This is a genomic window from Lentzea sp. JNUCC 0626 (assembly GCF_043632865.1).
Taxonomy (GTDB): domain Bacteria; phylum Actinomycetota; class Actinomycetes; order Mycobacteriales; family Pseudonocardiaceae; genus Lentzea.
This window is the reverse complement of record NZ_CP171635.1, coordinates 2,625,922-2,639,657: the sequence shown is the minus strand read 5'-3', so window position 1 is coordinate 2,639,657 and position 13,736 is coordinate 2,625,922. Positions and strand designations below refer to the sequence as shown.

At 68.4% G+C, this 13,736-nt stretch carries 10 protein-coding genes; 8 read left to right on the top strand and 2 right to left on the bottom strand.

The features are described from left to right. Window positions 1-27: 27 nt before the first annotated feature. Window positions 28-1,050, bottom strand: coding sequence for a LacI family DNA-binding transcriptional regulator (locus JNUCC0626_RS11745; protein ID WP_394619740.1), 1,023 nt, complete (start codon window positions 1,048-1,050; stop codon window positions 28-30). A gap of 174 nt (window positions 1,051-1,224) precedes the next feature. On the opposite strand from JNUCC0626_RS11745, the gene JNUCC0626_RS11740 reads away from it, so the two are divergent. The 5 genes from JNUCC0626_RS11740 (at window position 1,225) to JNUCC0626_RS11720 (ending at window position 8,307) form a co-directional block, all read left to right on the top strand. Next, the gene (locus tag JNUCC0626_RS11740; RefSeq protein WP_394619739.1) at window positions 1,225-2,508 is read left to right on the top strand and encodes an ABC transporter substrate-binding protein; all 1,284 of its coding nucleotides are present in this window, start codon (window positions 1,225-1,227) and stop codon (window positions 2,506-2,508) included. 70 nt (window positions 2,509-2,578) lie between these two features. Then, window positions 2,579-3,475, top strand: a complete 897-nt coding sequence (locus tag JNUCC0626_RS11735; RefSeq protein ID WP_394619738.1) for a carbohydrate ABC transporter permease — start codon at window positions 2,579-2,581, stop codon at window positions 3,473-3,475. Beyond that, the gene (locus JNUCC0626_RS11730; RefSeq protein ID WP_394619737.1) at window positions 3,475-4,314 is read left to right on the top strand and encodes a carbohydrate ABC transporter permease; all 840 of its coding nucleotides are present in this window, start codon (window positions 3,475-3,477) and stop codon (window positions 4,312-4,314) included. Before JNUCC0626_RS11735 ends, JNUCC0626_RS11730 begins: the two co-directional genes overlap by 1 nt. Next, the gene (locus JNUCC0626_RS11725; RefSeq protein ID WP_394619736.1) at window positions 4,311-5,900 is read left to right on the top strand and encodes a glycoside hydrolase family 43 protein; all 1,590 of its coding nucleotides are present in this window, start codon (window positions 4,311-4,313) and stop codon (window positions 5,898-5,900) included. The genes JNUCC0626_RS11730 and JNUCC0626_RS11725 overlap by 4 nt, the downstream gene beginning before the upstream one ends. Before the next feature lie 28 nt (window positions 5,901-5,928). After that, a complete protein-coding gene (locus JNUCC0626_RS11720; RefSeq protein ID WP_394619735.1) occupies window positions 5,929-8,307 on the top strand; it encodes a hypothetical protein in 2,379 nt (792 codons plus the stop codon). Here the strand turns inward: JNUCC0626_RS11720 and JNUCC0626_RS11715 are convergent. Further along, window positions 8,288-8,857: a TetR/AcrR family transcriptional regulator gene (locus JNUCC0626_RS11715; protein WP_394619734.1), complete on the bottom strand. Its 570-nt coding sequence runs from the start codon at window positions 8,855-8,857 to the stop codon at window positions 8,288-8,290. The two genes, JNUCC0626_RS11720 and JNUCC0626_RS11715, sit on opposite strands and share 20 nt — an antisense overlap. A 99-nt stretch (window positions 8,858-8,956) precedes the next feature. On the opposite strand from JNUCC0626_RS11715, the gene JNUCC0626_RS11710 reads away from it, so the two are divergent. The 3 genes from JNUCC0626_RS11710 to JNUCC0626_RS11700 all read left to right on the top strand — a co-directional run bounded on the left by JNUCC0626_RS11710 (window position 8,957) and on the right by JNUCC0626_RS11700 (window position 13,720). Then, entirely contained in the window at window positions 8,957-9,724 is a 768-nt protein-coding gene (locus tag JNUCC0626_RS11710) for an SDR family oxidoreductase (RefSeq protein WP_394619733.1), read from the top strand. A gap of 88 nt (window positions 9,725-9,812) precedes the next feature. Next, entirely contained in the window at window positions 9,813-12,323 is a 2,511-nt protein-coding gene (locus tag JNUCC0626_RS11705; protein WP_394619732.1) for a glycosyltransferase, read from the top strand. Further along, a complete protein-coding gene (locus JNUCC0626_RS11700) occupies window positions 12,323-13,720 on the top strand; it encodes a radical SAM protein (RefSeq protein ID WP_394619731.1) in 1,398 nt (465 codons plus the stop codon). The genes JNUCC0626_RS11705 and JNUCC0626_RS11700 overlap by 1 nt, the downstream gene beginning before the upstream one ends. Window positions 13,721-13,736 lie beyond the last annotated feature (16 nt).

Here is a 13,736-nt window from a genome sequence, read left to right as displayed (position 1 = left end):
GTATTGCTTGGACGCGCTCTGTGGCAGTCAGGCGCGCTTCGCGGTGGCCGTGCTGCCGCGCACGACGAGGTTGGTCGCCAGTTCGGCCCTGGGGGCCGTGAGCTTCTCGCCCCGGATCAACGAGATCAGCATGCGGGTCGCGAGCGCGCCCATCTCGCGCAGCGGTTGCCGGACCGTGGTCAGCGGGGGCGCGGTCCACGGCGCGAACGGCAGGTCGTCGAACCCGACCACGCTCACGTCGTCGGGCACGCGCAGGTGGTGTTCGTGCAACGCCTGGTACGCGCCGAGAGCCTGCAGGTCGCTGCCCGCGAAGATGCCGGTCGGGGGAGAGGGCAGCGCCAGCAACGCCTTGGTGTGCAGGTATCCCTGCTCGTGGCGGAAGTCGCCGTAGCGGACCAGTCGGGGGTCGGGCGCGATGCCCGCGACCTCCAGCGCCGCGTGGTACCCGGCGAGCCGCGCCTTCGTGCACATCATCTGCTCGGGGCCGCCGATCACCGCGATCCGCCTGTGCCCCAACGACACCAGGTGCTGCACCGCCGAATAGCCGCCGTGCCAGTTGGTCGCGCCGACCGACGGCGACGCCGGGTCCTGCCTGCCCAGCGCGTCGACCACGACGAACGGGATCGACAGCCGGTGCAGCTCGGAGCGTTGCCGGGCGCTGAGGTCCGAGAGCACGAGCAGCACACCTCGGGTACCGCGCGCGGTGAGCGACTCGAGCCAGCCCTTGTCCGGCGTCGGCGACTTGTGCACGGCGGTCAGCACGAGGTGCATGCCGTGCTCGCGAGCGACCTCCTCGGTGCCCGCGAGGATCTCGGTGGCCCACGAGCTGTCCAACTCGTTGATCACCAGGTCCAGCAGCGCGGCCCGGCTGCGGCGCGGTCGCGGTGCCGTCCTCTGTGGACGTTCATACCCCTCCTCGGCCACGATCCGCTCGACCTGCTCGCGGGTGCTCGCGGCGACGTCCCGGTGTCCGTTGAGGACCTTCGACACGGTCGGGACGGACACCCCGGCCAGGTCCGCGATGTGCGCCAACGTGGGCTTGCCAGTCACGCCGCGACGATAAGGGTTGCGATGGCTTTCGGTCGAGTTTCGTAACTTTGAACTGCGGGTTTTCGGTGCTGGGTCGAAAGTCGGACGCTTTTCGGAGCCGAAACCTTGTCGGTTGCGAACGCCGGTTCCTAGCGTCTCGCGGCACACACCTCGCCCTCGTCGGAGGAACCTGCCATGAGTCAACGCGGACGCCGCCTCGCCGCCGTCGTCGTCGCGGCCCTGCTCGCCGTCGCCGCCTGCGGCACCGGCTCCACCCAGAGCACCGGACCGGTGGAGCTCACGTTCTGGACGTTCCTCGACAACAGTGCCGAGGTCGCGATCTGGAACGAGCGCAACCCGGACACGACGATCAAGGCGGAGAAGGTCCCCGCCCAGGACTACTACGCGAAGCTCCAGGCCGCGGTGAAGGCCGGCAACGCGCCGGACATCGCCCTGGTCGAGTACCAGTTCGTGCCGTCGATGATCGCCTGCGGGTGCCTCGCGGACCTGACCGGCAAGGTCGGCGACGGCCTGCGCGACCGCTTCCCCGAGTGGGTGTGGAACCAGGTCTTCCAGCAGGGCAAGCTCTACGGCGTCCCGCAGGACATCGCGCCGATGGCGTTGTTCTACCGCACCGACGTCTTCACCCAGTACGGCCTGACCGTGCCGAAGACCTGGGACGAGTACAAGGCGCAGGCCGAGAAGCTGCACGCCGCCGACCCGTCGAAGTACCTCGCCACGTTCGCCACCAACGAGGCCGGTCAGTGGGCGGGCCTCAACTGGCAGGCCGGTGCGCGCTGGTTCGGCACCGAGGGTGACAAGTGGACGGTGTCCATGAACCCGCCGGAGTCCAAGCCCGTCGCCGACCTCTGGCAGGACCTGATCAGCCGCAAGCTCGTGAAGGCCGAACCGGACTTCAGTACCGGCTGGGTCTCCGACCTGACCACCGGCACGGTCGCCACCTGGGCCGCACCCGTGTGGGCGGGCTCGTACCTCAAGGGCGCCATGGCCGCGAGCACCGGCAAGTGGGCCGTCGCCCCGCTGCCGCAGTGGGACCCGGCCACCCCGCAGGTCGGCAACTGGGGCGGTTCGTCGATCTCGGTGACGAGCAGCAGCAAGCACGCCGATCGGGCCGCGAAGTTCATCGAGTGGCTCAACACCGACCAGCAGTCGCTGAACTCGCTGATCACCAAGTCGTCGATCTTCCCGGCCGACCGGTCGGGGCTGCTCGACCCGTCGTTCGCGAAGCCGCAGGAGTTCTACGGCGGCCAGAAGATCTACGAGATCTTCAACGAGGCCTCGAAGCAGGTGAACCCGAACTTCACCTGGGGGCCGACGATGACGAGCGCGTTCCCGGCGTTCACCGACGAGTTCGGCAAGGTCGCGGGCGGCGGGCAGACGGTGTCGCAGGCGCTGGACGCGTTGCAGCGGCGGACGGTCGAGGACATGGGCAAGCAGGGCTTCGCCGTCGGCGGCTGACCGGACACCCACCTGGCGTCGTCGCGTCCTGGGCACGGCGCCGGGTGGGCCCCACTTCGAAAGGTTCCTCGTGACAACGCTCGTGTCGCGCCGCAAGTCCTTCGCGCCGTGGCTGTTCCTCGCCCCCTTCGCCCTCGCCTTCGCGGCGTTCTTCCTCGTCCCCATCGGCGTCGCGGTCTGGCAGAGCCTCTTCCAACCCCGCCGCAACGGCCTGCTCGGCACCACCACCGACACGTTCGCGGGTCTCGCCAACTACCTCGACGTCCTCGCCGACCCGAAGTTCCACGAGGGCCTGCTCCGCGTCCTGGCCTACGCGCTGCTGACCATCCCGCTGATCATGGTCGTCGCCACGGTGCTGGCGCTGCTGCTCGACTCGGCCCTCGTCCGGGCCCGGAAGGTGTTCCGGCTGCTGGTGTTCCTGCCGTACGCGGTGCCCGCGGTGATCGCGACGCTGCTGTGGGGGTTCTTCTACCAGCCGCAGTTCAGCCCGATCGTGCGGACGTTCTCCGCGGTCGGCTGGGACAGCCCGGACTTCCTGAACGGCAACGCGGTGCTGCTGTCGATGACGAACATCGCCGCGTGGGAGTGGATCGGCTACAACATGATCATCGTGCTGGCCGCGTTGCAGGCGATCCCGGTGAGCGTGCACGAGGCCGCGAAGCTCGACGGGTGCGGTGAGTTCAGGCTCGCGGTGCGGGTCAAGCTGCCGATGGTGTTGCCCGCCATCGGGTTGAGCCTGTTGTTCTCGTTGATCGGGGCGTTCCAGTTCTTCAACGAACCCGCGGTGCTCAAGCCGTTGTCGGCGACGATCACCAGCTACTACACGCCGAACGTGTACGCGTACCAGAAGGCGTTCGCGGAGGGGCAGTCCGGTTACGCGGGGGCGATCGCGGTGGCGCTCGCCGTGGTGACGTTCCTGTGCAGCCTGTACTTCCTGCGACTCGGCCGTCGGCACGGGGTGATCTGATGAGGCTCAAACTCCTGCCCGCGCACGTGGTGCTGGTGCTCGCGTCGGCCTACTTCGTGCTTCCGTTGCTCTGGCTGGTGATCTCGGCGACGAAGGGCCGGGACGAGTTGTTCAGCACGTTCGGGTTCGCGTTGCCCGAACGGTTCGCGCTGTTCGACAACATCGGGCAGACGCTGTCCTACGAGAACGGCATCTACCTGCGCTGGACGGCGAACACGCTGCTGTACGCGGGTGGCGGGGCGCTGGGGGCGACGGCGCTGGCCGCGATGGCCGGGTACGCGCTCGGCAAGTTCTCCTTCCCTGGCAACGGAACCGTGTCGTGGCTGATCGTCGGTGCGGTGCTGGTGCCCGTGACGGCGCTGGCGTTGCCGTTGTACTTCCTCATGTCGGCGGTGGGCCTGCAGAACACGCCGTGGGCGGTGTTGCTGCCGAGCCTGGTGTCGCCGATGGGGGTCTACCTCTGCCGGTTGTACGCGATCTCCTCGGTGCCCGACGAGGTGCTGGAGGCCGCGCGGATGGACGGAGCTTCGGAGTGGCGGGTCTTCCGCACGGTGGTCCTGCGGATCATGTCGCCGATCCTGGTGACGGTGTTCCTGTTCCAGTTCGTGGCGATCTGGAACAACTTCTTCCTGCCGCTGGTGATGCTGAACTCGCGCGAGTTGTTCCCGCTCACGCTCGGGTTGCAGGACTGGAACACCCAGCCCGCGGTCGGCAACCAGGTCATCTTCCACCTCGTCGTGACGGGAGCGTTCCTGGCCGTGGTGCCGCTCGTCGTGTGTTTCCTCCTGTTGCAACGGCACTGGAGGCAGGGCTTGGCGCAGGGGAGCGTGGTCGCGTGACGGCGACGCGCACGAGCGTACGGGTGGCGCAGAACCCCGTGCTGCCGGGCTTCCACCCCGACCCGTCGATGATCAGGGTGAACGGCGAGTTCGTCGTCGCCACCTCGACGTTCCAGTGGTTCCCCGGCGTGACGTTGCACCGCAGCACGGACCTCGTCACCTGGGAACCGCTGCCGCACCCGCTGACCCGGCGCGCGCAGCTCGACCTGCGCGGGGTGCCGGACTCCGGTGGCGTGTGGGCGCCTGGTCTGTCGCATGTGGACGGCACGTTCCATCTCGTCTACACGAACATGCTGGGCTACAACGTCGACGGCTTCTACGACTCGCCCAACTACCACGTGCAGGCGCCGTCGTTGCACGGGCCGTGGACGGATCCAGTGCCGTTGCACGCGCGCGGCTTCGACCCGTCGATGTTCCACCACGAGGGCCGGTCGTGGCTGCTGTCGATGCAGTGGGACCACCGGCCGGGCCGCACGCGGTTCTCCGGGATCCTGTTGCAGGAGTTCGACCGCGCGACCCGGACGTTGATCGGCGATGCCGAGGTCATCTTCACCGGGACCGCGATCGGGCTCACCGAGGGACCGCACCTGCTGCACCGCGACGGCTGGTTCTACCTGGTGGTCGCGGAAGGCGGCACGAGCTGGTCGCACGCGGTCACGGTGGCCCGTTCCCGCGATCTGCACGGCCCTTACGAGGCTGATCCTCGAGGGCCGATGCTGACCAGCGCCGGGCACACCGGGCTGGAGCTGAAGAAGGCGGGCCACGGCAGCCTGGTGCACGACGAACGCGACCGCTGGTTCGTCGCCCACCTCGCCGCCCGCCCGGTCGACAACGCCGGACACTGCGTGCTGGGGCGGGAAACGTCGATCCAGCGCGTCGAGTGGATCGACGGCTGGCCGCGCGTCGACGGAGGAGTGCCCGCCACGTCGGTGCCGATTCCCGACGACTACCCGGTGCAGCAGGCCGCGCCTGTCACGGCGTTCGGGCCGCAGTGGCAGAGCGTCCGGCGGGTGCCCGATCCGTCGTGGCTCTCGCGCAGCGAACGGCTCGGCGCGATCCGGTTGCGTGCCGACCAGTCACCGGCGAGCCGGCACGACGTGAGCCTGTTCGCCCGCCGCCAGCAGGCGATGTCCGAGGACCTGACCGTTGTGATCGACGCCCAGCCGAGCCATTTCCAGCAGATGGCCGGGCTGATCCACTACTACGACTCGGCGTTGTGGCACTGGCTCCAGCTCACCCACGACGAGCGGATCGGCCGCTGCCTGACCGTGCTCACCTGCGACCAGGGCACGTTGCTCGATCCGCTCGGCGCCCCGATTCCGTGGCCGCACGAAGGTCCGGTGCGGATGCGGGCGCGGGTCGACCGCACCGAACTGCGGTTCGCCGTCGCCCGCCCGCACGGCGAGTGGCAGCCGGTCGGGCCCGTCCTCGACACGCGCCTGCTGTCCGACGAGCACGCCGCCCGCACGGCCGTCGCCGGCAGCACGGGTACCGCGGTCGAGGGGTTCACCGGCGCGTTCCTCGGCGTCTGCGCCACCGACCTGACCGGTGCGCGGATGGTCTGCGACGTGCTCGACGCCTCCTGATTCCCCTGCAATCGAAGGAGAACGCAACATGGGTCAACGACGATCTCTGTTCACCATCGTGGTCGCCGCCGCGATAGCTCTGGGGCTCGCCCAGCCCGCCACCGCCGACCCGAACATCCCGGCCAACGACAAGATCCGCATGTTCGTCGGCCAGGACAGCGACACGCTCTCGGACTACAAGCGCGACGTGCTCACCAGCGGCGTGCCCCAGCCCGGCGGCGTCACCCTGTACACGAACCTGGTGCTGGGCGGTGATCCCGGACCGCTGGCCGGCATGAACGGCCCGGTCAACTGGGGTTCCGGCACGGTGGACTTCAACCGCACGCTCAGCGAGTTCCCCGGCGCCTCGCTCGCCGTCGGCCTGTACCTGTCCGACGCCTCGGCAGGCTGCGGCAACCAGCCGTTGCGCGCGATCATCGGCCGCAACGACGCCGACCTCGTCTCCGGCAACCTCGTCGCGCAGTACCGCGCCAAGGTCGACGAGATGGTGACCAAGCTCAAGTCGTACAACCGCGAGATCTTCCTGCGCATCGGCTACGAGTACGACGGCCCGTGGAACTGCTACAACGCCGACTTCTACAAGCAGGCCTTCCGCTACATCAAGGGCCGCATCAACGCGTTGGGCGCCAACAAGATCGCGACGGTCTGGCAGTCGGCGGCCTGGCCGTTGAACGAGCACACCGGCAACCCGGAGTGGAACTACGTCGTCACCGCGCCGAACCACTTCGACGTCTGGTACCCCGGCGACGACGTGGTCGACTGGGTCGGCATGTCCGCGTTCTACGGCAGCACCCACAACCGCTACCAGTGGTCGTGCAAGGCGCCGAGCATCAACCCGCGTGCGTTGCAGGACCGGATCCTGAGCTTCGCCAGGGGCCACGGCAAGAAGGTGATGATCGCCGAGGCCGCGCCGCAGGGCTTCACCACCGGCAGCAAGACCCAGAGCTGCATCTTCAGCAAGAACCCGCAGCCGGTCAGCGGTCAGGCCATCGTGGACACCTGGTTCGAGGACCTGTTCTCCTACGTCACCGCGAACCGCGACGTGATCCGGTCGGTCGCCTACATCAACACCAACTGGGACGTGCAGACCCAGTGGCAGTGCAACGGCGCCCCGGCCGGTCAGCCCGGCTGCGCCAACGGTTACTGGGGTGACTCGCGGGTGCAGGCCGACCCGACGGTGAAGGCGCGCTGGATCGCCGAGATCCGCAAGTCCCAGTACGTCAACGGGGCCGGCACCACCACCCCGCCGCCTCCTGCTTCGGGCAGGAAGCTGCTGGTGGGCCAGAGCAACACGGCCGCGTGGCAGGACCTGACGTCCGCGACCGGAGCGGACCCGGCCGGTGGCTCGGTCTACTACGGCGTGCGCGACGGCAACTTCGCCGGCCAGTCCGGCTCGTCGTCGCACCTCGCCTACGCCGACTTCCTGGCGGCACGCGGCAAGCAGATCCAGGTCGGCATCAGCTGGAAGGACTACCCGCCCGCCTGGAACGGCGACCCGAACACGCAGCTCCAGGCGTCACGTCAGGCCACTGTGGACATCGCCAACGGCCGGTACGACAACCAGTTCACCGCGCTGACGAACTACATCAACGCCCATCGCGGCTCGACGTTCCTGCTGCGGCTGGACTACGAGGTCAGCAGTGCGTTCCACTGCACGAACGGCACCGACTGCTCCTCGTACCGCAACGCGTTCCGCAAGCTCGTCCAGCTCATCGACGCCCGCACCGGCGGTGCCGACGTGCGTTACGTCTACCACCCGGTGCGCGGGGAGTTCGACAAGCTCTACCCCGGTGACGACGTGGTCGACCAGGTGGGCCTGAGCATCTTCAACCAGGACCTGTGCCAGCCGTTCTGGGAGAACGGCACCGCGTACTGGAACGGCGAGCAGAACACCGCCAACCGCACGTGTCTCGGCTACTACGACGCGATCATCAACGGCAACCGCAACGCCGTCCGGCACGAGTACCCGGTCGACCTCAACGTGCTGCGCATGCTGTGGTGGGCCAAGCAGCACAACAAGAAGATCGTGCTGTCGGAGGTCGGCGTGCAGCGGATGAGCAGCTCGCTGGACGGTTCGGGCAGGCAGTCCGACGGCGACTACCGGACGTTCGTGGACCGGCTCGGCACGCTGCTGAACTACCGCGGCCCGATCCCGAACGGCGTGGTCGACGGCAGGCAGACGGACTTCCTCGGCACCGGCTACGACCTGTCGGACGTGATCGACTCCGTGGTGTTCATCGACCTCGACTGGCGCTACGGCTTCGACGGCAAGGTCGGCGCCAACCCGCCGTTCGGGTTCCCGAACTCGTCGGGATGGTTCGTGAACTCGCTGATCAGCCAGTACCCGCAGGGCCGTTCGGCACTGTGCGGCCTGCTCGGCGCGGGCTTCACGACGCGCTGCGCGTGAGCACGTCGATCATCGCGTCGAACGGGGCGTCGTCGCGCAACGCCCGCGCGGTGATCAACGCTCCTTCGGCGCCCGCCACGGTCGCGTCCGCGAGCCGGCGGGCGTCGTCGGGGGCCATCCCGAACGCGGCGAAGTGCCCGGCCAGCGCCGCGATGATCGTTTCGAAGGACCGTCCACCCACGGCGTCCAGCTCGTCGGAGTCGCGGGTGGACTCGATCACCAGGGGCGCGATCGTGCAGCCCTGCCGGTAGTCGCTCGCCGTCAGGTTGGTCCGCGCCCGCTCCAGGTAGGCGCGGACCAGCTCGGCGGGGGACGTGGCCGCGGCCGCCGCGCTGTCGATGGCGTCGACCTGCTCCTGCGAGTGCAGCGCGGCCGCCTCCACCGCGAGCTCGGACTTGCCTCCGGGGAAGTGGAAGTACACCGAACCCCGGGGCGCCTCGCTCCGCTTGAGCACGTCGGACAACGCCGTCGCGTGGTAGCCCTGCTCGCGGAACAGCTCCCGAGCTGCGGAAACCATCTTCTGCCGCGCGTCAGAGCGCCGTCCTGCCATGAGGCCGAGCGTACTCCAAAGTATGTCGTGCGACATAGCTTCTTGACATGTATGACGACCGACATAGCATCGGAGGTACGCAGAACTCAGGAGGTCGTCATGTCTTCAGTGCTCATCACCGGTGCGTCGCGGGGGATCGGTCGTGCCATCGCCGTCGAACTGGCCGGGCGGGGTCACCGCGTGATCGCCACCGCCCGCAACCCCGAGCACCTCGCCGACCTGCCGGTGGCCTTGAAGTTGCGGCTCGACGTCACCGACCAGGCGAGCGTCGACGAGGTCGTGGCCGGGGCAGGACAGGTCGACGTGCTGGTCAGCAACGCGGGCACCACGGTCCGCGCGCCGCTGGAGAGCGTTCCGCTGGGCGAGGTCGAGAGCCTGTTCCAGCTCAACACGTTCGGTGCGCTGCGGGTGGCGCAGGCGGTGCTGCCGGGCATGCGCGAACGCGGCGACGGCCGGTTGGTCTTCGTGTCGAGCGTGCAGGGGCGGGTGGTGCTGCCGATCATCGCCCCGTACGGCGCGAGCAAGTGGGCGCTGGAGGCGATCGCCGAGGGGCTGGCCCTCGAAACCGGTCACTTCGGGGTGAAGGTGAGCATCGTGCAGCCCGGCGCGGTGTCGTCCGGTGGGGCCGAACGGGCGAAGTCGTTCTTCACCGATGACGATCCGTATCTGCCGTTGCTGCGTCAGGTGCCCGCGTTGCGCGGCGAGTCCGTGACGCCGGAGGAGGTCGCCGCGGCCGTCGCGGACACGATCGAACACCCCGCTCCACCGCTGCGTGTGCCCGTCGGCGCGCCTGCGGCGAAGGCGTTGGAAGCACGCAAGAAGGCGTCCGACGAGGAGCCCTTCTTGCCTGTTCAGATCGACTGGTGAGCGCACTGACCGATTGAGACGCGACCTGGCGGGGAAGCGCTTTCATGCTAGCTTCGGGTGAGAGTGACCTCTCGGAACGGAGCAGCCTATGCCGGCTCTTTGGGGTGTCTCGTTCGACGCCACGGCCATGTCCGGCGTGGTGGTGGAGTTCCTCAAGACCGCCAGATCCTTTGCGGAGCAGGGTTTTCGCGTTCACCTCGACCTCGGCTACGACATCAAGGCCGACAAGAACCGGTTTTTCGAGCCGTATCGGCATGAACTGGTGCCGGAGTGGGTAAGACTCGATCGCGTTGACGGCATCGAGCACATCGCCGGATACGACCGGGAATTCGTCGCGGCCACACTGGACTCGGTGCGCCGCAACGAGCTTCCCGACACCGAGCGCGTCACCGAGGCGCTGGCCGACGCGCTTGTGCGCACGTGGGAGGCCCGCGAGGTCTCGCTCGTCATGGTCGAGAACGGCACGCTGCCGGAGAACGTCGCCTACACGAGAGCGCTCTACCGTGCCATCGAACGGTACGGGGCCGCGCACGACCTCGGCCGGTTCGTGCTGTGGCGCGACCACGACCTGATGTGGCAGAGCGAGCCGGTCAAGTACGGCAGCTTCCCTTATCCCGCAACGCCTCCGATGGTGAACTCGCCGCACGTCCACTACTTCGCGCTGCACGAGGAGGCGCGGCTGCGCACGCTGGAGTGGATGCCGCACCTGCGCAACCTCGACCTGCTGCCGAATACCTTCACCGCGCCGACGCGTGAGGCCAGACCGGACTTCCTGGAACACCACGGCATCGCGCCCGGTACGCCCGTCATCGCCCGGTTCACGCGGATCATCCCGCAGAAGCGCGTCGACCGGGATCTGCACCTGGTCGCGCAGCTGCCGGGCACGTGCCTGTTCGTCGCGGGCGACACCGAGGAGGACCCGGCCGAGACGGCGAGGCTCCGCGCGTTGGCCGAGGAACTGAAGGTGCCGGTCGTCTTCGGTGGCGTGCTGGAGCCGTGCGAGTCGGCGGGTGCGGGGTTCAGTGTGCGCGATCTGCTCGCGCACGCCTCGGTCGTGTCGTTCCTGACCTCGTACGACTACGAGAGCTTCGGCAACCCGATCGGCGAGGCGATCGCGGCCGGGGTGCCGTACGTCGCGAGCCGGTACGCCTTGTACGACACGGTGTACGGCGGCTACGAGGCGCCGGTGCTCGAGATCCTCGACCACGACCTGCCGACGGCGGAGTTCGCCCAGCAGGTGCACGAGCTGATGACGAACGCGGAGAGGCGGGCGGAAGTGGTGGAGCACAACAGGCGGCTCGGCACGCACACCCGTGAGGCCGCGACCGGCCTGGTCGGCGAGCTGTTCCCGCCCGCGATGGGGCCGCGGGTGCAGGTCAGCGTGGTGCTGCCGGTGCTGAACGAGGCCGCGAACATCGACGCCGTGCTGGCGTCGTTGCGCGACCAGGAGGACGTCGACCCCGAGACGTACGAGATCGTGCTGGTGGACAACAACTCCACCGACGCCACGGTCGAACTCGCCCGCCGGTTCGCCGAGACCTCGCCGGTCGCCGTGCACGTGATCAGCGAGTCCGAACAGGGCGTGGCGTGTGCACGCAGAGCAGGCATGGAGTTCGCGGTCCGCCGCAGCCGTCACCGCAAGGACCCCGGCGAGCGCTTCTACCTGCTCTCCGCCGACGCGGACTGCCAGGTCGACCGGCGGTGGATCACCGAGCTGATCGCGGTGATGGAGAAGGACAAGGCCGCCATCGGCGTCTGCGACTACTACTACAACGAAGAACACTTCGTCGGCAGGCCACGGCTCTGGGACGCCATCCAGCGCACGTTGCGGTGCCGCGCGGTGACGTTCTCACTGTTCGGCGGCTTCCCGGACGGCAAGGGCTTCGCCGTCGAACGCGAGGCGTACGAGTCCGTCGGTGGCATCGAGATCTTCTACCAGCTCCAGAACGGGCGGTTCGTCAACCACCTGTCCGACGACTGGGACTTCGGCATCCGGGTCGCGGGCGCAGGCCACGACATCGCCTACGCCCCGCTGTCGAAGGTCGAGATCAACCCGCGGCGGGTCAACCACGCGATCGACGAGGTCATCACCGGCCGCGCGTACGGCAACGACGGCATCATCGTCATGCGCGACATCCGGCCGGAGGCACCGGCGAAGACCGCCGACCTCACCGAGGCCGAGGCGCTCCAGGCGTGGGAGTTCTCGATCAAGGACTTCACCCCGAAGAACACGATCCTGCCGGTCCTGCTGACACCGTCCTTTCTGGACGAGGACGCGGTGGTCGCGTTCTTCGGCGAGGACCTGGCCGCCCGGCTCGCGACGCGCATCTCGGAGATCAAGACCGAGATGAGCGTGACCGACTTCCTCCCCATCCACTCCTACAAGACGCCGTCGTACCGGCTGTACCTGGAGTTCCGCGACGAGATCTTCGCCCGGCTGCGCGCCACCGTCGGGGAGGACATCGGCTACCCGCCGCCGTTGCCGGAATGCTTCGCCGACGTGCCGGAGGGGCGGTTCGCCGAGTTCGTGAAGTACTACTGCGAGGACCGCGAGTCCGGGGAGGCGCACAACTACTTCGGCAATGGAGGCGTGTTCTGATGGCACGAGTGCTGACGGCCGAACCCAGGGTGTGGGCGGCGTTGCAGGATCCCGCGAACGCGCACCTGCTCGACTACGTCACCGAGGACCCGTTCGGTGCGCACGTGTTTCCCGGCAACGTTCCCGGGTACGGCGTCGACGACTTCCTCGGCGACCTGAGTTCGCAGCTGGCCGGGACCGCGCCGATCCACCTCTGGTCGTACATCCCCACCTGCGCCTACAAGTGCCGCTTCTGCCAGTACCCGGTCGTGCTCGTCAAGGGCGGGCGCAACGAGGAGAAGCTCTCGCAGTGGGTGGACTGGAACATCCGCGAGGCGCAGCTGTGGCTGGACCGCGTGCCCGAACTGCGGAGCGCTCCGGTCGGCGAGTTCAACGTCTTCGGCGGCACCCCGTCGTTGCTGCCGGAGCGGGACATCCGGCGGTTGCTGGACTTCTACCGGGAGAACTTCGGGTTCACCGACGACACGACGATCCGGTTCGAGGGCGACCCGAGCACGTTCACCCCGGCGAAGCTGGAAACGTTGCGGGAACTGGGCTGCACCAAGCTGTCCAGCGGGGTGCAGTCGTTCGACGACCACGTGCTGCGCGAGTGCGGCCGTGAGCACTCGTCCCAGATGTGCGTGGACTTCGTGCGCAACGCGCAGGCCGCCGGGTTCGAGTGGATCAGCATCGACCTGATGTACGGACTGCTCGACCAGACCGTCGACAGCGTCCGGCGCGACCTGGACGTGGTGCTGGAGAACGAGGTCACGGCCGTGGTGTGCACGAAGCTGCACCTGAAGTCGTACGCCGAGACCAGGACCGGGGTGGCGGGGGAGCAGCCCGCGCCGTGGCAGCTGCCGCAGTACCGGGAGAAGCTGGTGCGGGACGGGCACTTCTGGCCGACGTTGCTGGAGCAGTACCAGATGCGCGAGGTGCTGACGGACGGGCTGCGGGCCGCCGGCTACACCGAGCACCCCACGATGTACTTCGCGCGCGACGGGCTCGGGCCGGAGAAGTGGAAGTCCATCATGGTGGACCAGGACAAGCAGGAGGCCGAGGTCGCGATCGGCCTCGGTGGCAGTTCCAGTTGCCGGGTGTCGGAGGCGATCACCGACGTGAACTGGAAGAACTACGCGCAGGCCGTCGAGGCGGGACGGGTGCCGCTCGGGTCGGCGACCGGGTTCGACGCGGGCGCGCAGGAGGCCCGCGCGGTCAAGATGGCGCTGTCGACGTTGCAGCCGGTGCGAGAGGACCTGCACCGCGCCCGGTACGGGAAGTCGTTGCACGACACCCCGTGGCGGGAGAAGTTCGCGTCGCTGGCCGACCGCGGTCTGGTCACCGTGGACGCTGAGGGCGTCGCGCTGACCGAGGACGGCGAGGTGCTCGTGGAGGCGATCATCAACACGGAGCTGTGAGAACGGGGTGGGCTGG